Below are 25,772 nucleotides of genomic sequence, written 5' to 3'. Positions count from 1 at the left end.
TAACCCATGGCCAAAAGCAGCAATTTTTCCTCCGATAAACCGATTGTTAATGAAGAAGATGACCAATTTCAACGGTATGCTTTTTCAAAAAGGATTGCAGATACCATAATTTCAAGAGAAAATAAGGATTGTATTGTAATTGGTATTTACGGGGCATGGGGTGAAGGTAAAACATCAGTAATTAACTTTGTTGAAAAAGAGTTGCTAAAACATGAGCAGGTTGTAACCCTTAAGTTTAACCCTTGGAGATTTAGCGATGAAAACTCTCTGTTAATACAATTCTTTCAGTACTTAGCTAACTCCATAGATACAAAGCTCAATACAAAATCTGAAGAGCTTGGTAAGCTAATTAAAAAATATAGTAGTGTTTTAAATTTTTCTGCTCCTTTCGTAGGAAATGTTGGTGATAAAGCTAAAGCGGTCGCTGATTTATTAGGTGGTGCTGATGTTGAAACGTTGAAGAAAAGAATTGAAGATGCGTTAGTTAAAGCCGATATAAAAGTAGTTGTGTTTATTGACGACATTGATAGATTAGATAAAGATGAACTTCACTCCATATTGAGATTAGTAAAATTAAATGCTGATTTTTCAAATGTTACCTATGTATTATCTTTCGATGAGAAAATGGTTTCCATTGCAATCAGCTCCAGATTCGGTGATGGCAATGATTTAGCCGGACAAAATTTTTTAGAGAAAATTGTACAGGTTCCCTTAACTATTCCACTTGCTCAGCCAGATGCGCTTAAAAGTTTTATTTTCAAATTGATTGAAGATATATTGAATAAGAGTGATGTTGAAATCAGTGATAAGGAAATAAGCCGTTTTGGGAGTGAGTTTGTTACCAATATTTTGCCCATGTTGGATACGCCCCGGCTTGCGGTTAGGTATGCTAATACAATTTCATTTTCGATTCCCTTATTAAAGGGTGAAGCTAACATAATTGACCTTTTACTGATTGAATCAATTAAGATTTTTTATCCTGCATTTTATACATTTATCAAAAGTAACCCCGATTATTTCATAGGTTCTTTTTCCAGTGATAAAGACAATCGTAAGAATGATGAAAATAAAAAAGCTGCATTTAAAGAAGCATTAGAAGAGTTAGCTAAAAACTTATCCCTTGTTCAAAAAGAAGCTGCTAAAAATTTACTCCAAGCAGTGTTTCCACAATTGAGAGAAGCTTTTCATAACGTCAACACTTCTGGTCATGGTATTCAATGGTTCAAGGAAAAAAGAATATGCTCACCGTTTTATTTCAAGCGCTATTTCAGCTATTCTGTAATAAAAGGTGAAATTTCTGATATTGAATTTGATGATTTTCTTTCAAATGTTGAATCAGAAGATTTTCAGTTAGTATCAGAGAAATTGAAGTATTTCATTGATAATACTTCAAATGAAACCCTGATAAAAAAAATGCGTTTTATTATTGATGATTTATCTCTTGAGAAATTAACAAGAATTGGTTTATCAATCTGTAATATCTCCAATGAATTTATAGAGAATACTAAATTTCATTGGTTTGTTTTTTTAAATCCTCAAAGACAAGCTGTCGCGTTTCTAAAATTGATTACAGAACAAATCACTGATAAAGGGGCTCAAACATCATTTATATTGGATTTGGTGAAATATGCGCAAAGTTTTGACTTTGCTTATGATATTCACTATTGGTTCAAACCTATGCCAGAGAAAGATGAAATAATAACTCCTGAACAACACGATTTATTAAGCCGGGCACTACTTGCCAGAGCTTTAAATGATGCGGGTGATATGCCTTTATTTGAAAAATTTCCAATGTCTGTTCAAAAAGTATTGGAAGCATGGAAAAAGTTTGATTCAAAAGAGTTGGCGATTTACATAAAAAATGCACTAACTACCGACGATTCTAATGTAGTTTCATTGATTGTTGCCTTCACTCCATATATTACCAGTAGCACGAATCCCGAAGGGTATTTATCGGATATGAAAAAGGAGGATTTTGTTTATTTAACCTCAATCATTGATAAAAAACTTGTTAAAAGGATTTTGAAAAAATACTTGAAATCAAAAAAGATTCCTATAGTTACACCCGTTTGGTCAAATAGTCGCACCAGTAAAAATTTAAGTATAGAGAACTTATTAATGCAGACAATCCATTGGTGTAATTTAAAAGAATTAAACATTGACAAAGCGGTAGAAATATAGCGGAAATACTAAGAAGGCAAAACTTTGTGGCCGGAGGAATCAGAGTATGGCTTGGTACCAATAATTTTTCCAAAACAGATGCACCATACTTTCCCGAGATAACCATTGTTCGTGATGTACCAACAGACTACACACCTTATCTGATAAACGGGCTATTGGAGGCTTGAAAGCAATTTATAGAAGGGTTATCTATATATAAGAAGGGTTATCTATATAAACGTGTTGGAGTAATGTTGACTGATTTAAGGCATAATAGCGATGGTACTCAAATTTTATTTCAAGTTGATACCCGACAAAAAGAAATAGAAATTATTAAGAAAGTTGATAGGTTAAACCGCTTAAACGGTGGTGATACTGTACGTTCTGCTAGCGCGGACTGGAGAATGAAACAAGGTAATTTAAGCCCGAAGTACACAACACGATTAAGTGTTATAATTTTAATAAAATGATGTGTTACTAAAACAAAATGTATTGTTAAAATACCGGGGCAGCACGAGTTACTGTTACATCTTTCATCAATTCTCGCAAATAATTTTCAGTTTCAGATAAACTTGCATGTCTATTTATAGTTTGTATTTCTTCAAGTTTCCAACCATTCCTATACCTACGGACGTTGCTGTAATGTTTTATGCTATATAAAGTATAACCTTTATCAGTTAATGTTAAATCATCATAACATTTTTGAATACGTAAGTAGACTTCTTTTTCAGGTAAAATTTTATCGCCAATCATTTCCTTTTTTGACCCGGATACTATGTAATTTGGCGGAAATTTATCTATTGATAAGCCGATAAATATATCTGCTAATTGCGGGTCTAATGGTATGGTTTGTGTTTTTTTATTCTTGCTTATACTTGCCGGGATAGTTATTTTTTTTTCGATAACATCTATGTATTTGATTGGTAGTTTTCTGATTTCAGAAGGCCTTGCACATGTATAATAAAGTAACTGCAAAAAATACAATGCATAAGGGTCATTTTTAAATAACCAATCTTTAATTTTTATAAAATCCTGTTCAGAAAAAATTTGGTGACGAGTTGATTTTAATATTTTTCTTCTCTCATGAAAGTTGTCCATTGGGCTAACATCAACTTTCCCTATGCGTTTAAGAAAATTAAAAAAGTTAACATAAGCTATTCTGGAGTTTTTGAAAGTGGTGCCAACCCATTTTTGCCCCTTTTCATAAAAAAGCATCATATTGGTCATTTCGATGGTTGTAATATCTTTTACTTTTTTATCTGCTTTAAAGTAACTTAAAAGGAAACTGCTTTTTGAACGAAAATCACCTATTGATTTTTTTCTTGAACCCTTAGATAAATGGTATTCAAGCCATTGGTCTATAGCATCTTTTAAAGAAATTGCAATAATATCACTTTTTAAATCATTGTTATCACTAAATGGGCTATATCCTGATTTGAGCAAATCAGTAAGCTCTTTTACATAGGTATCAGCAAATATTTGTTTCTCAACGGGGTCTTTAATTCGATTGAGTTTTATAGTTTCTCTTATACGATGAGGTTTAAGAGTTTCCGGGTTTTCATAGTAATATTCAACTAACCACCTCTGTTTAGCTTGCTCTATGATTTTGGTACTTCCTTTAGGAACGGATACGATTTTCTTCCCTTTTCTTAGAACTGGTAAAGTATATTTTAACCCTATCTTTTTCATATCCTAAGATAAGTGTTATAGGTTGAATGGCACAGAAATGGCACAAAAAAACCTGATATTTTGCTAAGTTGCTTAATATCAGGTTATTATCTATTCTTGCGGAGAGCTAGGGTCTTGAACTATAGTTCCAACCGTCACATTTTCAGCTATTTATAAATAACAAATTTCATTACTCAATGAATCATTCAATAATACATAATGACTCGTAATCGTTAGTTAAATATAGACATACTAATTCAAATTTCAAATATTTAACTAAAATTAGCGTGGGTCATTTGATAATGAACATGTAAAAAGCAACTCATTTAATAGTTGAGCTCAATAAACATATCACACGCGACATTAATATACCTGTTCAAAAATAACCCTTTGTGTAGGAAAAGTGTAACAAAGATTTCAGGCTTTTACCTTTAAATTGTTTTTAATTAGTGATTGTTTTGGACATATCGGAAATCGTTTATTTCCTCGCTTTGAACCATCATAAACCATCATCTGATCAATATTTTTGCTGCCTTTTAAGTTGTCAGATTTCCCAAGCAGAATTTGATGAGATAGAAGCTAACTGCGTAAATGAAACGAACTTTTGTCAGCAGGCACCATTAAACATGAATTAATGCATTTTTCGGATCATATTGGGTCATTATGGGGACAGAAGAGTTTAGTTTTACTGTTGCTGAAAGGTTCTGCAGCAAAAAACGCTTTGAACATAAAACGGGCGAAGATAACCGCTAGCTAGCTACTATCAATGTTTTTTGTCACTCTGCCGTTAACATCGTAAGAATATGGTGGAGTGTTAAAAAGGATAAACGGTGATGTTTAGATGATTAAAAATGGATGGGCAAGAGGCGGATATATTATAAGCAGGCTTTGAAAGCTATCATTTATTAGGGCATTGATTAAACCTTTTTTCAGTGGTGCTTTGAATTGAGGGGATGTCCAATTTGGTAGCATTTACGTGCAAAAATGTTGCCTTCAATCTTACGATATCCTATTGCATGGCTTTTTCAATTATAGGCCCAAGGTCTAGCGGTATGGTAATATCAACCGGAATACCATATTTTTTTGCTAGATGAAAAATGTCATTGTAGGCAATCCAGACTTTGTTTTCTTTGTCTTGCCACGAGATGATCTTTAGGGGTAGGTCCAATCCAGCAATCGGGTTGATAACTAAAATTGGTCCGCCCGAATTTGGATTTCCAAATAAGATAACCTGATATGGTTCGATTACAATTCCTACATTATTGAGCTCCCTTTGCTGATCAATTCTTGCGTATACGGTCGCGCTATTTCTCTCGAGAAATGAAACCAGTCTGTTAATGGTTTCATTAACAGAAAATCTGCTGGATATAATGTTGATATCTATTGGGCTCATATATAATTTATATTTTAAGGGTGAAAAAATAAAACAGGAAGCGTAAGTAAGCTGTTCAACAAAATCTCTTCTTTTCATGGTTTTGAATGTGGGTTGGCATCATCAAACAAGCTTAAATCTAATTGGGACCTGCCTTGTGCTTTAAGCGGCGGAAAAGGTAAAGCGCCGCTGATTCGCTCATCGTGATTACAGCTCCGCCCAGAATGATTATATCTTTAACTACCAAGCGTCCTCTTGACGATAAAAAAGGGAATCCCCATTGCCGGTCTGAGGAATGCGGCACCCAACTTTCATGCGTAGTAACGAGAAATGAGAGTGTGCCTATTGTCATCAGAATAATCAGCATACTAGCTAACATACTGATCAGGGGGATAAAGCGGTGGGAGGCAACGAGAATTCCGAGTAATATCAGGATTGAACCCAAGGCGATTGAAAAGCCGTAAGTGTTATTGCTTTTGTGCCAGGCATGATTCTTCGAAACGAGTTCACCTTCCTTGTTTTGATAGTGTTTATATTCCATTGGGTTATTGTAAAAAAACGACATAAAAGGGCTGTTCGCTACAAATGGAACAATTCCATCAGCTTCGTAGGTGTAGAATTTTAGTCCTCCGATCCAAAGAAAAACGATCGTAATTCCATATCTGAGAATGATCTTTCCAAATCTATCTAAACTGGCAATTCGGTTTATAAGGGAATATTTCATTTTATTGATTAATGATAGATTTCAACAACCAACGAACCCCTGCTGGCCATTACTCCTTTACAACTGTGAAGCCAGCTTTTTTTAATTTTAATAATTTAATTAAGTAAATCTGTTACAGGTTTTTACAAATATGATATTCATATTTTCAAAGGAACAGCGGAAAGTTAATTATCTTCATATCGCTGATTGGCACCACAAATAGTGATATAAAACAATTAAATTATCACGAGACATCTTTTTTAATGCGATCCTCATCGGAAAAAAGACAGAGATCATGTGTGACCTTTAAATTGAAAACATTTTTTCCTATGAATTGGTTCATTACTTCATCGCATGGCGAGGATGGGAGGAAATAACATTCTTACCGCGATCTCCAGATCTGTTTATTTTGTATGCTCCCTGACTATTCCCAACCGTTTAATTTTAGAATTGAGGGTCGATGGCGGCACCCCGAGAATTTCGGCAGCGGCTCCGCCGCCCGAAATTCTTCCATGGCAGTGCTTAAGTATTTGGTAAATGTGTTCCTTCTCGTTTTCATCTATTGTCTGCAATTTTATCTCTTCCGACATGGCTTTAGATATACTTTGCTGACTGAGTGAAGGTAAATGAATTTGCTTAATGACTGTTCCTGATGCCAGCAGCACGCTCCTTTCGATAAAATGCTCAAGTTCTCTGATATTTCCAGGCCATGGGTAGGCCTTTAAATCCTGCAAAACCCTAACTCCAAGGGAATTAATAACCTTTCCAGTTTTTTTGGAGAACTTGCGGATAAAATGGGTAGCAAGCAACTCAATGTCATCCTTTCTCTGCCGTAAGGGCGGCAAGGTTATGGGGAAGATATTCAGGCGGTAAAATAAGTCACTTCGGAAACGTCCTTCGTGAACGTCCCTTTCCAAATCCCTGTTCGTAGCTGCAATAATTCTGATGTCAATTTTAATAGTATTCCTGCCGCCCACACGTTCAATCTCCCGCTCCTGGAGAACACGAAGTAGTTTTACCTGTAGGTCTAGGGGCATCTCGCCGATCTCATCTAGAAAAAGTGTTCCACCATTGGCGAGTTCGAACTTTCCCAAACGGCGGTCTGTCGCACCGGTGAAGCTACCACGCTCATGTCCAAAAAGCTCGCTCTCAATCAGATTTGCAGGCAGCGCAGCACAATTTACTTTCACCATTAGTTTGTTTTTCCTTGTCGAGTTGTTGTGTATCGCTCTTGCAATAAGTTCTTTTCCAGTTCCGGTTTCACCGAGAATGAGCACTGTGCTGTCCGATGAGGCAACCTGTTCAACCAGTCGGAAAGTTTCACGAAGGGAGTTGCTAGCACCTATAATCTCGGTATAGTTGTGTATCGTAGCAATCTCCTCTTTAAGATAGAATCTTTCATCTTCGAGTTGCTCCTTATATTGTTCAATCTGCTTAAGTTGGCTTTCTACTTTTTGGTTAGCCAATATATTGCACAATATAATTGCCAGCTGTGAACAAATGCTTTTGAAAAGTTGCGATTGCCTGGAAACCGGTAGCAGGCTATCTTGTTTAAAGGCTAAAAAACCAATAGGTTCATTCCCTCGGCGTATAGTAGCACCAACCATATTATCGATCCCAAATCCCGGAATTAATTTTGCGTATATTGGTGGTATGCTCATATTTGCCCATTTCTTTGTGTCAAATAACACTGGCTCCTCGCTTTTCAAAATCACGCCAAAAATTTCTTCATGGAATAATACATAGTTGTTAATCACATGGATCAAGTATGGGTCCTTTGAAACCGGGGCATCTGGATCATACAGGATAACCCGATGAGACTTTTTATCTTCACTTAATGCAGTAACTACCAAAAAATCACCGATAGAGAAAAGGTCCTTAAATTGTTTTTTGAGTATTTTGCATAAAGTTTGTATATCTCTCTCTGAAGCTAACTCATTGCTGAAATTGAGAAGCTTCGACTTTTCGTGTTCACTCTGGATTATCATGCGCTTGGCCAAAATGGTCGATACCGCAATAGAAATCTGACGGTTCAAGTCTTTGATAAATTCCAGCTCGTTGTCGCTGTAGGTCGATTCGTCCCAATCCACTATTCCAATATCTTCATAGTCCATAACTTCTCTGGTTTTTAAAAATCCGATAATCAGAACACCGATTCGGACGTGCATTTGGTATACGGGAACAAAGATTAGTTGTTGGTAGGGGGATTTAATTTTTCGAGATTTTTTGATAGATATCATCCCAGGACCTAATACTAAAGGAATGGTGCTATCACTTTCAGCGTCTGCAAGAATCTTCATTCCGTTGATAAAGTCTTGTGGAGGCTTGTTCTTTTTTGCGGCATTATAACAGTTTTGAAACTGCCCTTTAGAATCTTTGTTTACAGACAGCTGGATATAATCAGCACCAGCCAGGACTATCAGTTCTTTCAGAACGGCAGGTATTTTGGAATCGGAGATGTTTTCACTGGACAAAAAGTCGTTTAAACAATTGATCATAATATTTTATTTTAAGGGGTTAGGTAATAGTTATTCTTGGAAATCATTTTTAGTATTTGTACATATTTTAATCATCGGCTTAATAAAAAAATATATTGAAAATGAAATATTCATTATATCTACATGCGCACCAAATTTGCTAATCTGCAAGAGATATTCCTGTTGTTGTGAAACGGTGCGTTTTCCATTGATAGTCAAGCTTTTCATTACATCTCAAAGGTATGTTGGGATTAATGAACAAAATGGTGGTATTTATCGCATATATGGTACTATTTACATATACACATCTTTAAATAGCTTAATGGAGCGTATTATATGGTAGTAGTTAGGATATTCTTAACCAAATGGAAGGACTAATAGGAATGTAAAATATCTCCCGGATAAAATAACCAAAACCCGACGAATATTGAGATAGGTCAGTTGACTGAATTGTGATGCTGGATAATGATATATTATAATGGTAAGCGTATGGCTCTTCAAAGTTGGGGGGCAGTAGCCAATTATGTAATGGTGTAATTTAAAAAAAGCTGCGAAGTTGTTTAGTGGTGATATTCATCCGGCTCCGTTTAGAACCTTGAATACATTAAAAATTGACGGTTCATTTTTGTAAATCCTAATGTTTAACATTTTGATAGCCGCCTAAATAGGCAGACAAATTTTCAATGCGTTAATGATAATAATAAGTTAAAGGAGAACATAATAAAACTTGAATCCTACCTGATGGTTTAGAGCTTTACAACATTATAAATTTGCAGTTAACTATTACGATTATCAATTAATAGATTTTACAATTATGACCCGCAAACAAACCATAAAACGTTATAGTTGATTTTACAGCAAGCAGAGGAAAATTGGAATCGGTTATCGCACCTAACATTTGCTGAAGAACTTGATGTTGTATTTTAACCTTGGCGCTTAATAATCACTATATACTTATTTATTGATAATCAAACGTTTATATATTAAATACAATTCAAAATCTTTCTTTTTCCCACATTCGTTATTCAATATAAGTATCAGTAAATAATACCATATATCCGATAAATACCACCATTTTGTTCATTAACCGTAACTTATCTTTGAGCTTTTATGAAAAGCATTCCTATATATGATATTGGCACCCTGTCACAGCAACAGGAACATGAGTTGCAGATCAGCAGATTTGGAGTTTATATCGAGAGCCATCACAAAGATCTTCATTCTGCACATAAACATTCATTTTACCACTTGGTACTTTTTACTAAAGGCGGTGGAAACCAAACCATTGATTTCCAAAATTTCCAGATAAAGCCCTTTCAGATTTATTTTATGACTCCGGGTCAGGTTCATAGCTGGGATTTTGATGGTGAGGTTGACGGTTACATTATTAATTTCTCGACAACATTTTTCCAGTCGTTTTTAATGAAAGCTAATTATCTGGAAGATCTGCCGTTCTTCACTGGTAATGTCGGTGACGCAGTAATTAATATTCCGGTGCAATTACAAGATAAAATTATTGGTTTTTTTGAAGAATTGATCATCGAGAACGAACGAGTTAACCCCTTGGGTATTGATTTGGTGAAAGCAATAATGGTTCAATTGTTTATTCATATAGCAAGGTTAAACGAAGGTATGGATAACGAGGTGCTGCCATCTTATAATTATACCCTGCTTCGCAACTTCCAAAAGTTAATAGAAAAGAATTTCATGCAACTCAAATTACCAAAGGGTTATGCGCAACTATTATATATTACCCCTAACCATTTAAATGCGCTTTGTAATGATGTATTAGGAATCCCTGCCGGCGAGGTTATTCGTAACCGGGTAATTTTAGAGGCTAAACGAATGTTGATCAACAAGGATGTGACCGTGCAGGAAATTTCCAACTACCTCAATTTTGCAGATAATTCATATTTCACCAAATTCTTTAAGAAAAAGGAAGGGCTAACCCCGGATGAGTTCAGAAAAAAGATAATTAAACAACATGGACCTACAAAATAAGGACGCGCCGACTTTAGATTATCATAAAGCAACGCTATAATAACGCAGTCCAGGAATATGAATGCAAATACCAAATATGGGATTTCATCGCATAAAATGAATGTTTACTGCAGGCGAAGAAGCAATAATATTGAATTGAAGCCGGTTTTTAATGATGCAATTTATTTTAGCTACGCACTAATGTGCGGCATTAGGAACTGTGCTGGTGTACCCGATTAGAAAAAAGACTTATGATTTATAAATCATAAGTCTTTTTTTGGTTCTAACTTTTTCTCTAAATTTATATTCACCCTTAAAAATTATTAAACCAAGTCAAATCTCTTTATGAAGAAAAAAGGCATTCATAAGGATTAATATTTGTTTTTAAAGCGCAGAAAATATAAGCTTTATTTTATACTGTCAAAAGCTTCAGGCATGAATCGCCTACGCATAGCATCAATAAATTCCTGATCAGATTTGCTGTTTCGCAGGTCTATCAATGGTTGTAGATCCGGCCCGACGATGTATCGCAATTGATGTCCGTCATCTGTTGCAGCTTTGAAAATAATATTAGCCACATCATGCGCACTTGCGGTTTTTGAATTTTCAAAAGATGAGAAAAGGCTATTCATGTCCTGCTGGAAAACGCTATAATCCTCCAATTTCGGATCAAATGCGAAGTCGGCTTTTGCCCGTTTATAGAATGGCGTCGGAATATAACCTGGCTCAATAATTCTTACCTTGATATTTTGTGACTCCAATTCATATGAAAGAGCTTCGGAAAACCCTTCGACTGCAAACTTTGAAGCGGCATAAATTGAGACCAGTGGAATTGTAACCCGCCCAACGCCAGAAGTGATATTAATTATCACACCCTGTTTCCTTTCTCTGAAGTGGGGTAGCACTGCCCTGATAACCTCCATTAAACCGAACACATTTACATCGAACTGCTTGATGATTTTTGCTGCGTTGATGGCTTCAAAGAGACCCTGTTGGCCATATCCAGCATTGTTTAAAAGTACATCAATCTTCCCGAATTTTGCAATACCCTGTCTGATCGCAGCATTCACTGATTCAATATCAGTGACATCTAATTTCACTAATAGTACGTTAGGGATTTCTGCGAGCTCTTGTTCTCGCTCCGGATTCCGCATCGTTGCGATCACATTCCAGCCATGATTTGCAAAAAACAGGGATGTAGCTTTCCCAATGCCTGATGAGGCGCCGGTGATAAAAATTACTTTCTTCATCTGATTCGTTTTTAATTTTTTGAACTTCGTTAATGATGTTTACAGGATTGTTAGATACCTTTATATACCAGGTAAGTAAAAGTACTGCCGTCGATGACGAACCCTCCCCATCTAGCGTCGTAAGCAGCGGTCGGTTTTGAATCAACTACCTCAGCTAAGGTCTTACCCTGTTTTTTCAGTTTGGATACTTTCTCCCGGATCTCTGAAAGCATCTCATGGAATTCGATAAGTTTATCTTTATTTCCGATCGGCCCATGCCCGGGGATGACAATTGTATTCTGTTGAGCCCGTGAAACGTTAAGTTGAGCCGCATGGATCATACCGTCTATGCTCCCGCCAGTGGAATAGTCGATAAAAGGGTAATAACCATTCCAGAAAGTATCTGCAACATGCAAAATATCTGCATTTTGAAAGTGAATTGCAGAATCACAATCCGTATGAGCAGGTCTATAAGCCTTAATATGGATTGACTCACCATTGAAAAAAAGACTATGCTCCGTTTTGTACACAACAGTTGGCAAGGCCCCTTTTCCCTGCGGGGGAAATGTATACTGCCAGTCTTCTACCCGGATGGTTTTCTTTAGGTGTTCCTTTGTAACATCCTGAGCGATTATCGTGGCACCTTCCTCGTGCAACCACTCATTTCCGAATGTATGATCAAAATGCCAGTGACTGTTGATCAGATATTTAACTGGATCGCTGCTGATCGAATTTAGTGCGTTCAAAACATTAGGTTTAGAAACACCTATGCCGGCATCAACAAGCAATTTTCCTTGGCCGCCATGCATAACTGCGATGTTACCGCCTGAACCTTCCAGCATACTAATGTTTCCCCGTAGTTTCGTAATATTAATTTTCGCTGTCTTTGCTGCATTGATGATAGTGATCACCGGGCTTTGTTTCGGGGATTGTGCAACGATCATTTTGGGAACAAGCCAAAGCCCCGCGCCCAAAACACTTATCGAACCGATGAATTTACGGCGGCTGATTTCTTCTTTTGTTTGATCAATCATAATAAAGAGTTTTATTTACAATGTGAACTTGCAAGGCAATATGATGCCAGATCACAAGTAGTTTATTGTCAGTATATTAAGATGAACTCGCAATGTTTTCTATAGCGGGATTTCGACGATTGGTGATCAAATAGCGACAGGAAGACTTTTTTTGTAAACCTGCTTTATTCAAAGCAATTAAACCCGCTAGAATCATTGCCGAACGAGCGGAATTCAAATCGTTATATAGTAGGCAGTAATACAGTTAACTTCGCTTTGGGATTTCTTATGAACATTTGGACAAGCCTCATTCAGCGAATGATGAATATCCGGTACTTCCCAGAAATGGTAGATGACAATCTTTGGCAGACCTTATCCAGGGGGAAATATTTAGGAAAATTCGCATCACAATGCCAGTCAAATACGGGAAGAAGATCTGAATGTAAAGGTTTTACAAGGTAACTAAATGTATTGCCGGGTTTTAGGAACCCGAATAAATACAAGTTCGAAACACGATTCTTTAAATCTAACCGCACCGTTAACTTGGGTGAAATATTCAAAATACAGGCCGGTACTTCGGTTCTAATAGATTCCATTCATGTTCAACGTTTTTAGAGCGCCAATTAGCGAAACTGCGTTAATCCGATTTTTAAAATTTTACTTTAATATTTGATTATCAAGTAGTTAAATATTGGAATAGGTATTGATTTGCTTATAGAAATATTTCCTTTTTCATTTTACTTGACAATATTATCTACCAAAGTTTAAAGCTTAATAACTATCAATTATGTTCAATTTAATGTTTTATACCACACATGCAATTATGACAGCTGCTACATGCTGTATTTTGTATACCGGACTGAATGATATATTTATTCCCAATATCAGACGCCTGAATCATTTTATAGTGAAATTATTTTTTACAAAAAAATCATATAGCACGACATCAATAAAGTTGACAGGGTTTATGATCAATACTTTAAGGTATATAATAGCGCTGCTCACTACTCACTACAAATGATGGAACGGGATATTTCCTTCCCGATAATCTTTTATCTTATAAAATTGCAACAATCAGCAGGCACCAGCCTGAAATCGTAACGCAAAACTTGCGGTGCCTGGAGAAATGAGATGACCAAACATTCAGATAATCGGTTATTCGTGCTTTCTTCACCATTTAGCGATATATGGCTCGACTCAGGATCATATATTAATATACAAAAGACTGATTTACAGAAACTTGATGTAATGGCATCAAAATGGTAATAGTCGGGTCAAATAAAAAATATGAAAAATTTGAAAAAACAATTTAAAAACCACTTAGCTGCCGCTGCGGTACCGTTAAGCATCATTTTAATGGCAACGGCTTCACCTAAAGCAGAGGCTCAAGCCCCATTGAAGGTTAAAAACATCGTTATTGTACATGGGGCTTTTGCTGACGGATCAGGTTGGCGCGGTGTTTATGATGTCCTGGTTGCAAAGGGTTACCATGTGAGCATCGTGCAAAACCCACTAACATCAATGGAAGCAGACGTCGCTGCTGTTAAAGTAATATTGGCAAGGCAGGACGGCCCGGTAATCTTGGTTGGGCACTCTTATGGCGGAGCGGTTATTACCCAGGCAGGAATTGATCCAAAGGTCGTGGGTTTAGTTTATGTTGCCGCATTTCAGCCTGAGGTTGGAGAATCTGCACTTGATCTGGCAAAAACCAAGGCACCGTCTCAGGAAAATGGTATTGTTGCACCTGATGAGAATGGCTACTTCTTTTACAGTAAAGAAAAATTTTTTATCGGTTTTGCTGCCGGTCTTACCAAAGCGGAATCAGATTTTATGTATGATTCTCAGGGTCCGGTAAGCCTTGAAGCATTTAATGCACCAATGACTGCCGCAGCCTGGAAAACGAAACCAAGCTGGGGTATCGTATCTACTGAAGATAAAAGTATTCAACCCGATATCGAACGTTTTGTTTACAAAAGATCCGGAGCTATCGTTACTGAAATAAAAGCAAGCCATGTTGTTTATATGACTCATCCCAAAGAAGTCGCACAGGTAATAATTGAGGCCTCATTAAAGTCTCCCATTAAATAATTGAATACAAAGCCGCCTATTCATTGGCATTCAGGTATCCGTCAACAGAAAGAGGCTGTCTGATCTGGAGTGACCTAAAAAGGTGGACAGATTAAATAATTATGTTTTTTGCGAGAGCTCGGTATTCCACCGGGCTCTTTGCATTTAATCTATTTTCTTCGCTTATTGTTCTTGTAATGAATAAATCATATTAACGAAGGGACAAATTTATAAGCGGTTTCAAAGCTATGTCTGTACAGCAATCCTTTCTTCACCAAATTAAAAAGCATTCGGCCAAGGCATTAGCTAAGCAATTTCCATTAAAGGACATGCTTTGAATAATTCCATGTTTTTCCAAGGCCTATCGATGTCTGTAATGTTGGTTTTGCCACCCTTTTTAGAATGAAATTTAAGTTGCTTTGTATCTTTCACCTTATCAAAATCTCAAATAATATTTTGTCTGTCATGCATAATTGAACTTTTCTCTAATAGCTAATGAAAAACGTCATAATTATACCTTATCTCAATATTTAGCTTTTTCATCCTTGAAGTAAGCGTTGAAGAAGTAATATTCAAAAGTTCAGCAGCCCAGCTTTTGGCAAAAGCTTTCCAATATAGACAGAATATGGTAGCGTTCACTTTCATCCATCGTTACGGATAGATAATCGACTCGAGTTATGAAATCTCCATTGAGTTTTCCAACATACCCACAGTTACAACAACAACAATTAAATTTTGAATTAAACAGTTTACAAAATACCGGTCCGGATTAAGGGACGCTTACTTGTGGAATTGAATTCAAAGCGAGTGATTTCAGATGTAAAAGGGTGACACCGGCATAGGCCAATACCGAGGCCACCAAGCCGTAAATAAAGAAGATGAAAGCAATCCTAAGTAGCCCATATTTTTTGGCTAGCGCGATGCCTTGTCCATATACATCATAGATCAGGACGGTATAGAACATTTCACGGTCTTCTATTAACCGCATCATTGCTGCGCGGTAGGTGTCTCTGTCTATTTTAAAAAAGTTACCGTAGAAAAGAAGATTAGTCTCTTTACTTTCGAGTTGTTCGGTCGTGAAGCGGCCGGAGAAAAGATGGGGTCTGGTCGCCAGGATCGCAAAGATTATTGTTACCAGGCTTACAACGATGAGCAGGAAGGTTGGCCAGAGCAGAAATGGTTGTTCGCCCAATTTTCGAAGTATCAAACTGATCACCGCAGACAAAATGATTGCATTTACCGTGATGAGCAGATGGGCTTTATTATCAGCCATACTACTTAGTCGTTGATGATTACTGGATGCGGTCTTAAACATCGTCTCGACTCCTTTCTCGGGGACATCATTGTTTTTTAGCAGATTCCGTCGTCTGTTCGTCGGTCCTTTTTTTTTGGGGTCACCAGATCCGCGGGCACCGATCTTTTATTTAACGCCAACTTGACTTTTGAAAGGTTTTTCTGGAAACCTTTTTTCCACAAGCTACGGGCCCGGTCCGTGCGGTAATGAAACAGGCCCATCCATTCGTAAGTTTCCGTCAGCCACGCAATTTTGGAAACCTTCTTTTCCTTGACTTTTTCAGTTTCTCTACGCAATTTTCCGTTAAGCGCTTCAAAGGACTTTTTACCTGCATAAGCGTATAGGGCATCCAGCATGATCGATGGCAAAGCTTTATCCACTGGGGCAGTTTCTTCCGTGACCATGATCAGCTCCTGCACCTTTTCGATTAACGCCGGATCAGTTTGTTGCGAAATTAAAAGATTCTTAGCAATCCCTGAAGCGGAGAGCCGTCTACCATCCTTGTTAGTTGCCAGATCGATCTCCCTGAACCACGCGGCGGTTAACAGTATAAATTGATCATCCTCAGTCAAGGTCGTCTTTTTCACTAGCTTTTCGACCGCAGATATGATCGCTTTAGTACGTTTAAAGTTATGAAATTGATATCCCGGCTGCTGAAATTCGGCAAAGTATTTTTTTACATATTTACCGATCACTACCAGCTGTTGTTTTCTTTTCATTTTTATATATTGTTATTATTATTTGAAGTGGTCAGCGACTAACTTTAGATCGTTTTAATCGGATATCAAAAAATAACGGCGCAAATAAGATTTTATAAAACATGAGCGATTAGTAACACTCTTCAATCGTAATAATTACTGACTTTGCGGATAACCATAAATTAAGATTCAGGAATCGCCTTCTTTTATATAAAGATCAATATCGTTTGCATTAAAGATTGCTGATGATCAACGGTATCATATATCCAAGTTGATAACTTTAAAAACGTTTCCGTGCAACTCTGTTCAGGTATCATTATGATCGACTAATTAAGAGCTTCATTCAGCATTTTTCGTTCTGTCTTTTTCTTTGCTTAATTATTTAATCAGATCATTTTTGTTACTATTACTTTAAATACTTTTTTAATTCTGCCGCTGCCTGAACAAAAAGTGCCCTGGTTTGTGGGATCTCGGCAAGCCCGTTCAATAAGCCAAAGTCATGGATCACACCGTTATACCTGATTGTTGTAGCGAACACGCCGGCCTCCAATAGTTTTCTGCCGTAGGCCTCGCCTTCATCCCTTAAAATATCGTTTTCAGCTACCTGGATCAGTGCAGGTGGTAACCCGTTAAGCTGCTCAACGGATGCCTGCAACGGCGAAGCGTAGATTTCTTTCCGTTGCGCCGGATCTGTGGTATACTGGTTATACATCCATTTCATTAGAGGGGCGGTGAGAAACCTATCGGCTCCAAATAGCTGATAAGATTCCGTGTTAAATCCAGCATCGACAATCGGCCACATCATGATCTGCAGGCTGATCTTCGGACCGCCTTTTTCCTTAGCCATCAAACAGGTAGCGGTGGTCATATTGCCACCAACACTATTACCAACAATAGCTAATTTGCTGCCGTCAGCTTTTATTTCAGCACCATGTTCGGACACCCATTTCGTAGCGGCATAAATCTCATTGATTGCAACAGGGTAATGCGCTTCCGGCGACGGTGTGTAGTTTACAAATACTCCTTCACAGCCTGACAATACTACGAGGTCGCGGACCATTCTTTTATGCGTTGGGTAATCACCTAAGATCCAGCCACCGCCGTGGATAAAAATAAAAACCGGCAATATGCCTTTTGCACCTGCCGGTCTGACAATATTTAATTTGATCGCATGGCCATCTGCATGTATAGTCTTCTCAGATTCTTCAATCCCCGACATATTTACTTTTACGGATGCCTGAGCATTGATCAATACATTTCTCGCATCCTGTTTAGAAAGGCTTTCCACTGGAGGCCCCCCAGAGTTGACCAATTTCAAAAAAGCCCGGACATCCGGGGTAAGGTGCGGGTCTGTTGCGTAATTGGTTTGCGCAAAAGCGCAGTGCAAAGTTAAAATCGATAATACAGTTAAAATAACTAATTTAAGTGATTGGGTCATCTTCGTTTTTTTTATAGTTGAATAGATGGTCAGCATTAACCAATTGCCATGCCATTTGGTTAAATAGCTGATGATTAGTTAATTAATGATTATTGTCTGTATTTTAATTGGCTTTATTTCGCTGTATAGCCAGTAATAGGCGATGTACGGTATGACGCGTAACTATTGTATAGCCTGAAATGAGTGCGATATAAGGATGCCATCCTACCTTGGAATGCCGGCCATTTCTTGTAATTCCGTTAGACTGGCAGAGGCAAAGAAAACGTCGTAGCTAGTTCCCTTGCGCAAGTTATAAATTGACCCTTATAATGCTGCATTGCAATGGTGAAGACTAAATAAATTACTTAACAAAGTACGCTGAATCGACATTGATGATGATTATTCGCTAGTCCTTCGCCATTTAACAACCTATAGCGATCTAAATATTTTCGTTAAATATTTAATATATTGATAAATAGATAGTTGTGCTATGGTACGCTTGTTGGAATGACGTTTCCAACATAACACTTATAAAATTATTGACATGCTTTTTTTCTTTTAAAATGATGCCTTATTCATTATTGTTGTCCAAAACATCACAATTAAACCGGACTATTTAATCACTCATAATTATTAAAACAAAATATGGAAGCTAAAATTGGAATAAGTTCGGGCAATCTTGCAGCTGTTGCTCACTCATTAAGTAAAATTCTTGCAGACGAGTATGTATTATATACTAAAACAAGAAAGGCGCATTGGAACATTGAAGGTCCTGACTTTTATAATAAACACAAATTTTTTGAAGAACAGTACAATCAGCTGGAAAAAGTTGTTGATAACATTGGTGAGCGCATCCGAAAGCTTGGTCATTATGCTCCCGGATCGCTTAAACAATTTTTGGAACTGACACACCTGACCGAAGATGATAGGTTTAAAAACGACGCTCAGGGCTATATCAAAATGTTGCTGGCCGATCACGAAAGTATACTCATTCACTTAAGGGGAAATATCGATAACTACGCTGGGGCGCTAAAGGATGCGGGAACTAGCGATTACATCACCAATTTAATGGAAACACATGAGACAATGGCCTGGATGTTAAGAGCTCATTTGTTATAAATTAATCATTGTAAAGAATGACGTCTGGTCGCTACATGTTTGTTTTAGCTGAAATACCCGCTTATTATAAGATGATAACCTCTTGGTACTTATAAATGTTCTATCCGCATATGACTGAACATTCCATAGGCGTTCCCCATGCATTCCGTAGGATGACGAGCGCCGATTTGTGTCGTATTTTAATAATACCAGTTAAGAATCAATAAATTGAATAGACAAAATGTTTTGGAACCTATTGTTCGCTGTTCCGGAATCCGGAGATGAGTGGTGACGTAATGTCCACCTAAATTTGAGCAAAGTGATTTAAATCCTGATGATGGGCTAAAGTAAACAGGTCGTCAAACCATAACCTTTGGTTTAGCTAGATTATCCGGGAAATTTTCGGCTGCGCTTAAGATAGAACTTTGCACTTCGTTTGATAAGGTAACAAAATCCAAAATGGAGTCATTGCTATTCTTTAAAAAAATTTCACCTGAAAAGTTGATCTAACCACATATTCGCAGTCAAACACCCTTTCCTTTCGTTGTCAAAATATTTGTATTCAATCACTAATTATATTTATTTAAAAGGAGTGATAGCGGTAACTACTTTTAGTTCGCCGGATAAATTCTAAAATGCCTACGTCATGAAATCATCTTTAAAAGTTGTTGTTGAAACCGCAATGGATAACTCTTTTTCCATTGATCAACTGAGCAATACCTCCCTTGATACAGAGTTTCCCAATCGTTTAAGTTACCACCGTTTACTTTTGATCGAAAAGGGGTCGAGTACCTTGCGTGTGGACGATCATTCCTTTCAAATCAAAAGCAAGGAATTGTATATACTTGCTAAAGCGCAGGTTTACATGTTTGAAAAACCAGCGATTGTTAGCGGATATGTACTATGTTTTGCCGATTGCTTTTGGGAAAAAGCACCCAAAAGCGCAAGTAATTGCAAAGCCGTGTTATTTAGTGATGTAACAACAAATCAATGTCTACAGTTAAATATTGCTCAATTTAATGAGCTTAGATTGCTTTTTAAAACGCTTGAGCATGAGTTTAAAAAAGTGCCCTATATAAACCAAATTGATGCAATGGCCGCCTATCTAAAAATAATCATGATCAAGGTTGCCAATGTCAGGATCACTGATGAAAGCACTTTTGATAGCCAGAACTATATTATTTATAGAAAATTCATGGATTTGTTAACCACAAATTACAAAACCCTGCATGAAGTGCAGGATTATGCGGAAATGATGGGAATTACAGCGAGACGCCTTAGTGACATCTGTAAAAGATGCAATAAAAAAAGCACCAAAAACATTATTAATAGCAAATTGGTATCGGAAGCAAAAAGGACGCTCCAATTTAGTCCAGCTCCCATAAAAGAAATTGCATACTCGCTTAATTTCACCACACCTGAGCAGTTCAGTCATTTTTTCAAGAAGTGCACAACGTTTTCTCCAGCCAACTTCAGGGATAAATTTGTTCAAAGAGGAAAATAATGTTCGATGTCAATTTTAGCATGTCAAACGCTTTTATTGCTATTCGTACACGCTGATCGGTGACTTACTTTTGATAAAAAACATATCATGGCAATTAATCAATTAAAAGCAGTAGCAGGCATTACTATTCCGGATAGTTCAATTGCAAGACAGGCGACAGAACTCTTATTAGAACATGGCACTGAGTTTATCTATAATCACTCCCTGCGCGTGTTCCTATTTTCTTCATTAAACGCGAAAAGAAATAGTTTACCTCATGATTCGGAATTACTATACGTAGCTTCCGTTTTCCATGATTTGGGTTTGGTTTCACCTTACAGCAGCCCCAACCTGAGGTTTGAAGTAGACGGTGCCAACGCAGCGCGGGAATTCCTCAGAGGACATGGAATTGCGAAGGATAAGTTGCAGCTTGTATGGGATACCATCGCCCTGCATACAACTATTGGTATTGCTGAACATAAAGAGAATGAAGTAGCATTAATGTATAGTGGTGTTGGCTTGGATGTAATGGGAGATGGTTACGAAAATTTAAGTGAAGAGAATCGCGAAGAGATTATAAAAGCATTTCCAAGAAATGATTTTAAAAAGAAAATTATACCTGCTTTTTTTAGCGGGTTTGAACACAAAACAGAAACAACATTTGGCAATATTAAAGCTGATGTTTGCGCCTTTATGTTACCTAACTTCCATCGTAAGAATTTCTGTAATTGCATATTAGATTCTCCTTGGGCCGAATAATTTCCTACGATGTAAACGTCATGTTTGCCTACCGATATTAAAATAGCCTTGGGTCAATCCCAACCTGCAGTGAAAGAATGGTAGAGCATTCTAAGTTGGCGATTTTGCATAAGTCGGTTTGCAAAATCTATGTGGCAAATCCTGCCACGAGACTGATCGAGCGGTTGCTCATCATTCTTCTGACACATTTGAGTAGTCGGAACTTGTCAGAACACGCTAGCAATCCTGTTGACCATATTCTGCCATTTATTTGTTACGCGCTCCACATAATTGCTATCCGATTGGATAGCCCAGGTAGGAAGCAAGGATATACCAATACCGGAATATTTCCCTATGATAATTAAAAGTTCTTTTTATGGCGGGTGGTATTACCGGAATTATTGGTATAATGAATAATTATTTTGCCATTTGTAATCGATTTTCTGATGATTTATCTTTCGGTACTACCGAAATGCTTGTCAAGTAATCCGATAGTTTCACAGGTTATTTGCTTTAAATAATCCTATGTCAGCAGAAATCATAACTAAAGAGGATCTTCAATTATTTAAAGAAGACTTACTTAAAGAAATTAAATTACTTATTCAAAAGCCGGATAACCTCAACAATGAATGGTTACGAACCAGGCAGGTCCGGCAAATGCTCAGCATTTCTCCAAACACACTTCAAGGGCTGCGTATAAGCGGCAAATTACGCTCTACAAAGGTAGGCAGTATCCATTATTACAGGGCAACCGAAGTCAGGCGATTATTGGAGGGCAGTTAGAATCGTGAAGGAAGTAAATACACTTATCTTTTTTATTCAGGCAGGCAAAAGTAATAAAAAGCTTAAGGCAACGCACATTAGCATTTACCTTGCTTTGTTTTGTAGCTGGAGGAACGATAATTATCACACACCTTTTAAGATATCGAGAAGTACAATTATGGATATGGCAAAAATCCGATCAATGGCGACCTATCATAAATGCATACGTGAAATATCAGAATGGGGGCTCATCGAATATAGCCCGTCCTATGATAGGTTTATTGGAACCCAGGTTAGGTTTTTGAACCTGTCCAAATTTAAAACCCAGTGATTAGAATATAGTAAAAGCAAAGAGCAGCTAACCATAAAATATCGCCTGACTTTAACGAATGCTAAAGTAGGGCATGGGTACATTTTCGTTGATATATCGTCGTCAAATGGTTACGATATAATTTAATATTCATTACGCAAACTCTGCTAAAAGAGTGTTAGCTGCACCATAGCAATCTTCGCTTTTTCAATATCACGAAGCGTTGCCAGTATGATCGGCTGTTTATCATTAGTAGTATCAGTACTACCGATGCGCGATGTCATTTTTATTTTTAAATCATCTAGCGCGGCGGTAAACGTTTCGTCACGAGTATTGTATTTTTTATCATATACAGAAAGCGCGTAACCGCCGCCTGCGCAACCAAAACTATAACTCATTGCATAAGTCCAAAGGCCATTCGGGCCATGTCCAATGGTAATGGTGCTGTGGTTGCCGTACCGACTGGTATCACCAAAAGCGTGTTCTTCTGTGTCTAACCATTGCGGACGCTTGAACCAACCATATTGATCAAAAGCGATTTCTGTAAACCCAAATTCCAAGCCTTTGCGGTAAGCATGCAGGTTCATGGCAATTGCTCTTAAACTATCGCCGAAGCTGCGGAACCAGTCAAGATTTTGCTGCTCATTATTTTCGATAGCCATTAGCAATTCATTGAAAATGTCCTTCTCATATCTAATGAGGTGATTATCGGCGATGTAATCTGTAATTTGTTTTTTTGATCGAAGATTTAATACCAGGCTTTCCATAACATATAATTTATTTTTTAATGCAGGTAAAAGAAGCCTGGCGTTGCGGCTGTCAAGGGCCCTGGCTTGCCGGGGTTTATATACCCTTGACAGCCGTGGGGGCTGGCTTCACCTTTGCATTCCAAAAAATAAATTATATGGTAAGCCGTAAATCATCACAAAGAAATACATAGTTGAATCTGGATCAACAGTGCAATGGCGGAAGCTTAAGAAGCTAATGATCCTAAAAGCGCAAGGTATTATGTGCATGTTGCCGCACAAGTATGTCAGGATAATATTTAAGGTATCGAAATTTGATAATTACGTAAAACTTAACAGGTAAATTCATCTTTGATCCGTTGATGTATCGCTAATAATTCCAATTGCTCAATTAGGGATTTGCGTTGTGAGAATAAATAGTTTGGTTAACAATTGATAACTGGCGTATATCCCAAGAATGGAAATACCAATATATATCAGCCATTTGAAAGACGGAAATGTAGTCACGATGTGGAATCTAAACATTACGATAACACAAATCCCCAGGATAAGTGCGGCACCTACTCTGATTTGTTTCCTAGTTCCAATATTTGAATCTCGTTGCACAGCGACTATTAATACCAATCGGAACCTTTCCAGCTCATGCCTTAAATGATGGCTTATAGTCAAACTTGAATCGCTTTTATGATCATCAAGCAGTAATTGATCGCAGACGGTAACAGGAAGTTCAAGCGTGAATTTTTGAATGTTTTTATCGTGATATTTCTGGCATCATTTACAGCTAAATTGTAAAATGTTTTGAAAAGTCCTGGGCATGAAAAAATCGCTTACGCTACATAGATTTTAAATTTAGCCTGTAAATTGAATTACCCATCATCTCCCGGAAAAGCAAATGCCTTCCAGCCGGATGGGCGGGTGGAAATGGCCGGGTTAAGCGTAGCGTACGGTCCAATTCGGACGGTGCTGCGGGAATGCGGCTGGCAGGCTTTTGCTGAGCGGCTCGCAAACGTGGTGAGAAGTGTAGCCTGGCGGAACGACGAACCTTGTTTGCAGGCATGGGCGAAGTAGCGATTGCAGCGACATCCTTTTTGAAAAAAAGATATAGCGGAAAGCGCGGGCCACGGTTTACCGTGGTACTTCCGTATTCTTAACAGCCTGCTAATAATATTTTTGATAATTTTACAGCAATGGAATTAGAAAATCCGGCACCTGTTATTTACTCGCCTGCAGCTGTATTGAACTTGTTTAATAATTCGATCTCGCTGAAACAAACACAAAAGATCATACAATTAAAGGGTGTTTTCCAGTTAGGAAAAGGAAGCATATATAACGGTGCCTACTATGATAGCTTGCGGGATGAATCTTCAGACGCGCAAATAACGCTGATCGTGCCGGCACTGATCCGGAACGAGATGCAGCATAACAAGACCATTATAATCAACGGCTTCATTACGCGAAGGGTAATAAATAATGCAAGCCGCATTGATATACAATTAACCGTTACAGAGCTGGTCGGTCAGACACAAAACAAATATTCCGGTGAAGAAATAAGGCGTATAGAGATACAGCAGGCGAAGGCTGCCAATGGTTTCCGCGATGTACAGAGCTGGATCAAAGAAAAGATCATCCAGGAGCAACCCTTTAAAATTGGGGTCATCATTGGGAAAACAGCCATTATCGATAATGACATCAAACATCAGCTCAGGGAATCGATAGCGTTCTACCAGCTTGAATTCCATAAGATCAATTTAAGTTCGGAAACAGAGATCGTTCAAATGCTCGGACAACTGGATGAGCAGGATACCGATATCATCGTAATTTCAAGAGGTGGTGGAGAAAACCTGGAAATTTTTAATAAGGCAGCATTAGCTGAAAAAGTAATTTATTTAAAATCACTGTTCGTTACTGCAATCGGGCACAAAGATGATGTGACTCTTTTACAAAAAATTGCCGATAAGGCATTCATCACGCCGTCAGAGTTTGGGCAATTCCTGAATGATACGTACAATCAAACTGTTGAGGAAGTCCAAAATTCCAGGGCGCAATTAGTCGAATCCGTAAAAAAGCAGTTAACCGCTAATTATCAAAAGGAAATTGATAACCTGAAGCAACAACTACAGTCCGTTGAAGAACTAAAAAAGAAGAATAACGACGACCTGGAAAAAGTATATAACGAGAAAATTTCCGGCCTGAACAACCAAATAACATTGATCACCAATAACTACAACCAGCAACTTGGCGAAACGCAAAAGCTGCAACAGGAAAAGTTAAGCATCCTTAACGAGCAACTGGCTACTTACAGGGCGCAAATAACAGGCCTGGAAAACAAATCTTCTCTTAACTGGATCGCCGTCATTATCGCTATATTGGTAGGACTGGCATTAGGTTATGCTTTGCATAATCGTTGATACAGGATCATAAGCTTTGCAAAAGCAAATCAACAATTCTTCAACCCCGCCTTGTATCATACGAATTGTGGCCCTATTATTCTTTTAATAGAATTCATTACCTGCGGGTTAAAACCATCCTTTCTAAACGTTGTTACTCAGTTAAATCT

20 protein-coding genes are annotated in these 25,772 nt (G+C 37.6%); 10 read left to right on the top strand and 10 right to left on the bottom strand.

Annotated elements, in window-relative coordinates:
* Positions 1-6: 6 nt before the first annotated feature.
* The 3 genes from NPE20_RS07080 (at position 7) to NPE20_RS07070 (ending at position 2,630) form a co-directional block, all read left to right on the top strand.
* Positions 7-2,181, top strand: coding sequence for a KAP family P-loop NTPase fold protein (locus tag NPE20_RS07080; protein ID WP_256537911.1), 2,175 nt, complete (start codon positions 7-9; stop codon positions 2,179-2,181).
* 26 nt (positions 2,182-2,207) lie between these two features.
* Entirely contained in the window at positions 2,208-2,348 is a 141-nt protein-coding gene (locus tag NPE20_RS07075) for a hypothetical protein (protein ID WP_256537910.1), read from the top strand.
* 63 nt (positions 2,349-2,411) lie between these two features.
* A complete protein-coding gene (locus tag NPE20_RS07070) occupies positions 2,412-2,630 on the top strand; it encodes a DUF4113 domain-containing protein (protein ID WP_256537909.1) in 219 nt (72 codons plus the stop codon).
* A 25-nt stretch (positions 2,631-2,655) separates the two neighbouring features.
* Here NPE20_RS07070 and NPE20_RS07065 read toward each other — a convergent pair whose 3' ends face one another.
* The 4 genes from NPE20_RS07065 to NPE20_RS07050 form a co-directional block, all read right to left on the bottom strand.
* Positions 2,656-3,849: a tyrosine-type recombinase/integrase gene (locus NPE20_RS07065; protein WP_256537908.1), complete on the bottom strand. Its 1,194-nt coding sequence runs from the start codon at positions 3,847-3,849 to the stop codon at positions 2,656-2,658.
* A 988-nt stretch (positions 3,850-4,837) separates the two neighbouring features.
* Positions 4,838-5,299, bottom strand: a complete 462-nt coding sequence (locus NPE20_RS07060; protein ID WP_256537907.1) for a DUF302 domain-containing protein — start codon at positions 5,297-5,299, stop codon at positions 4,838-4,840.
* Positions 5,300-5,339: 40 nt separating this feature from the next.
* Positions 5,340-5,924 carry a DUF417 family protein gene (locus NPE20_RS07055; protein WP_256537906.1) on the bottom strand — a complete coding sequence of 195 codons (585 nt, stop codon included), beginning with the start codon at positions 5,922-5,924 and terminating at the stop codon, positions 5,340-5,342.
* 383 nt (positions 5,925-6,307) lie between these two features.
* On the bottom strand, positions 6,308-8,401 hold the full coding sequence (locus NPE20_RS07050; RefSeq protein ID WP_256537905.1) for a sigma-54 interaction domain-containing protein: 2,094 nt from the start codon (positions 8,399-8,401) through the stop codon (positions 6,308-6,310).
* A gap of 1,089 nt (positions 8,402-9,490) precedes the next feature.
* On the opposite strand from NPE20_RS07050, the gene NPE20_RS07045 reads away from it, so the two are divergent.
* Positions 9,491-10,381: an AraC family transcriptional regulator gene (locus NPE20_RS07045; RefSeq protein WP_121243877.1), complete on the top strand. Its 891-nt coding sequence runs from the start codon at positions 9,491-9,493 to the stop codon at positions 10,379-10,381.
* Between the two features lie 386 nt (positions 10,382-10,767).
* On the opposite strand, the gene NPE20_RS07040 is transcribed toward NPE20_RS07045, so the two are convergent.
* Positions 10,768-11,610, bottom strand: coding sequence for an SDR family oxidoreductase (locus NPE20_RS07040; protein ID WP_256537904.1), 843 nt, complete (start codon positions 11,608-11,610; stop codon positions 10,768-10,770).
* Between the two features lie 50 nt (positions 11,611-11,660).
* Entirely contained in the window at positions 11,661-12,623 is a 963-nt protein-coding gene (locus tag NPE20_RS07035; protein WP_256537903.1) for an MBL fold metallo-hydrolase, read from the bottom strand.
* A gap of 1,266 nt (positions 12,624-13,889) precedes the next feature.
* Between NPE20_RS07035 and NPE20_RS07030 the strand changes: the two genes are divergently transcribed.
* Positions 13,890-14,690 (top strand): alpha/beta hydrolase, encoded by an 801-nt coding sequence (locus NPE20_RS07030; protein ID WP_256537902.1) that lies wholly within the window; start codon positions 13,890-13,892, stop codon positions 14,688-14,690.
* Positions 14,691-15,438: 748 nt separating this feature from the next.
* Here NPE20_RS07030 and NPE20_RS07025 read toward each other — a convergent pair.
* The 3 genes from NPE20_RS07025 to NPE20_RS07015 all read right to left on the bottom strand — a co-directional run bounded on the left by NPE20_RS07025 (position 15,439) and on the right by NPE20_RS07015 (position 18,099).
* Entirely contained in the window at positions 15,439-15,984 is a 546-nt protein-coding gene (locus tag NPE20_RS07025) for a Pycsar system effector family protein (RefSeq protein WP_494337221.1), read from the bottom strand.
* Positions 15,985-16,019: 35 nt separating this feature from the next.
* Positions 16,020-16,682, bottom strand: coding sequence for a hypothetical protein (locus tag NPE20_RS07020; protein WP_256537900.1), 663 nt, complete (start codon positions 16,680-16,682; stop codon positions 16,020-16,022).
* A 385-nt stretch (positions 16,683-17,067) separates the two neighbouring features.
* Positions 17,068-18,099, bottom strand: a complete 1,032-nt coding sequence (locus NPE20_RS07015) for an alpha/beta hydrolase (protein WP_256537899.1) — start codon at positions 18,097-18,099, stop codon at positions 17,068-17,070.
* 624 nt (positions 18,100-18,723) lie between these two features.
* Between NPE20_RS07015 and NPE20_RS07010 the strand changes: the two genes are divergently transcribed.
* The 4 genes from NPE20_RS07010 (at position 18,724) to NPE20_RS06995 (ending at position 22,180) form a co-directional block, all read left to right on the top strand.
* On the top strand, positions 18,724-19,197 hold the full coding sequence (locus NPE20_RS07010) for a Dps family protein (protein ID WP_256537898.1): 474 nt from the start codon (positions 18,724-18,726) through the stop codon (positions 19,195-19,197).
* Positions 19,198-19,822: 625 nt separating this feature from the next.
* On the top strand, positions 19,823-20,680 hold the full coding sequence (locus NPE20_RS07005; RefSeq protein WP_256537897.1) for a helix-turn-helix domain-containing protein: 858 nt from the start codon (positions 19,823-19,825) through the stop codon (positions 20,678-20,680).
* Positions 20,681-20,767: 87 nt separating this feature from the next.
* Positions 20,768-21,418, top strand: a complete 651-nt coding sequence (locus tag NPE20_RS07000; RefSeq protein WP_256537896.1) for an HD domain-containing protein — start codon at positions 20,768-20,770, stop codon at positions 21,416-21,418.
* A 504-nt stretch (positions 21,419-21,922) separates the two neighbouring features.
* Positions 21,923-22,180, top strand: coding sequence for a helix-turn-helix domain-containing protein (locus NPE20_RS06995; protein ID WP_121243888.1), 258 nt, complete (start codon positions 21,923-21,925; stop codon positions 22,178-22,180).
* A gap of 456 nt (positions 22,181-22,636) precedes the next feature.
* Here the strand turns inward: NPE20_RS06995 and NPE20_RS06990 are convergent, their stop codons facing one another.
* Entirely contained in the window at positions 22,637-23,236 is a 600-nt protein-coding gene (locus tag NPE20_RS06990; protein ID WP_256537895.1) for a hypothetical protein, read from the bottom strand.
* A gap of 1,166 nt (positions 23,237-24,402) precedes the next feature.
* Here NPE20_RS06990 and NPE20_RS06985 point away from each other — a divergent pair.
* Positions 24,403-25,623: an exodeoxyribonuclease VII large subunit gene (locus NPE20_RS06985; protein ID WP_256537894.1), complete on the top strand. Its 1,221-nt coding sequence runs from the start codon at positions 24,403-24,405 to the stop codon at positions 25,621-25,623.
* Positions 25,624-25,772: the final 149 nt, after the last annotated feature.

Source organism: Mucilaginibacter aquariorum (assembly GCF_024498135.1).
Lineage (GTDB): Bacteria > Bacteroidota > Bacteroidia > Sphingobacteriales > Sphingobacteriaceae > Mucilaginibacter > Mucilaginibacter aquariorum.
Note: the sequence above shows the minus strand (reverse complement) of the source record. Positions and strands in the feature narration are given on the sequence as shown.

What these genes read in the sequence shown, in the direction of transcription:
- NPE20_RS07005 (WP_256537897.1), top strand. Translation starts at nt 19,823, where the DNA reads ATGAAATCATCTTTAAAAGTTGTTGTTGAAACCGCAATGGATAACTCT.
- NPE20_RS07060 (WP_256537907.1), bottom strand. Translation starts at nt 5,299, where the DNA reads ATGAAAAGAAGAGATTTTGTTGAACAGCTTACTTACGCTTCCTGTTTT.
- NPE20_RS07055 (WP_256537906.1), bottom strand. Translation starts at nt 5,924, where the DNA reads ATGAAATATTCCCTTATAAACCGAATTGCCAGTTTAGATAGATTTGGA.
- NPE20_RS07020 (WP_256537900.1), bottom strand. Translation starts at nt 16,682, where the DNA reads ATGAAAAGAAAACAACAGCTGGTAGTGATCGGTAAATATGTAAAAAAA.
- NPE20_RS06985 (WP_256537894.1), top strand. Translation starts at nt 24,403, where the DNA reads ATGGAATTAGAAAATCCGGCACCTGTTATTTACTCGCCTGCAGCTGTA.
- NPE20_RS07010 (WP_256537898.1), top strand. Translation starts at nt 18,724, where the DNA reads ATGGAAGCTAAAATTGGAATAAGTTCGGGCAATCTTGCAGCTGTTGCT.
- NPE20_RS07080 (WP_256537911.1), top strand. Translation starts at nt 7, where the DNA reads ATGGCCAAAAGCAGCAATTTTTCCTCCGATAAACCGATTGTTAATGAA.
- NPE20_RS07050 (WP_256537905.1), bottom strand. Translation starts at nt 8,401, where the DNA reads ATGATCAATTGTTTAAACGACTTTTTGTCCAGTGAAAACATCTCCGAT.
- NPE20_RS06995 (WP_121243888.1), top strand. Translation starts at nt 21,923, where the DNA reads ATGTCAGCAGAAATCATAACTAAAGAGGATCTTCAATTATTTAAAGAA.
- NPE20_RS07070 (WP_256537909.1), top strand. Translation starts at nt 2,412, where the DNA reads ATGTTGACTGATTTAAGGCATAATAGCGATGGTACTCAAATTTTATTT.
- NPE20_RS07045 (WP_121243877.1), top strand. Translation starts at nt 9,491, where the DNA reads ATGAAAAGCATTCCTATATATGATATTGGCACCCTGTCACAGCAACAG.
- NPE20_RS07040 (WP_256537904.1), bottom strand. Translation starts at nt 11,610, where the DNA reads ATGAAGAAAGTAATTTTTATCACCGGCGCCTCATCAGGCATTGGGAAA.
- NPE20_RS07065 (WP_256537908.1), bottom strand. Translation starts at nt 3,849, where the DNA reads ATGAAAAAGATAGGGTTAAAATATACTTTACCAGTTCTAAGAAAAGGG.
- NPE20_RS07030 (WP_256537902.1), top strand. Translation starts at nt 13,890, where the DNA reads ATGAAAAATTTGAAAAAACAATTTAAAAACCACTTAGCTGCCGCTGCG.
- NPE20_RS07000 (WP_256537896.1), top strand. Translation starts at nt 20,768, where the DNA reads ATGGCAATTAATCAATTAAAAGCAGTAGCAGGCATTACTATTCCGGAT.
- NPE20_RS07025 (WP_494337221.1), bottom strand. Translation starts at nt 15,984, where the DNA reads ATGTTTAAGACCGCATCCAGTAATCATCAACGACTAAGTAGTATGGCT.
- NPE20_RS07035 (WP_256537903.1), bottom strand. Translation starts at nt 12,623, where the DNA reads ATGATTGATCAAACAAAAGAAGAAATCAGCCGCCGTAAATTCATCGGT.
- NPE20_RS07015 (WP_256537899.1), bottom strand. Translation starts at nt 18,099, where the DNA reads ATGACCCAATCACTTAAATTAGTTATTTTAACTGTATTATCGATTTTA.
- NPE20_RS06990 (WP_256537895.1), bottom strand. Translation starts at nt 23,236, where the DNA reads ATGGAAAGCCTGGTATTAAATCTTCGATCAAAAAAACAAATTACAGAT.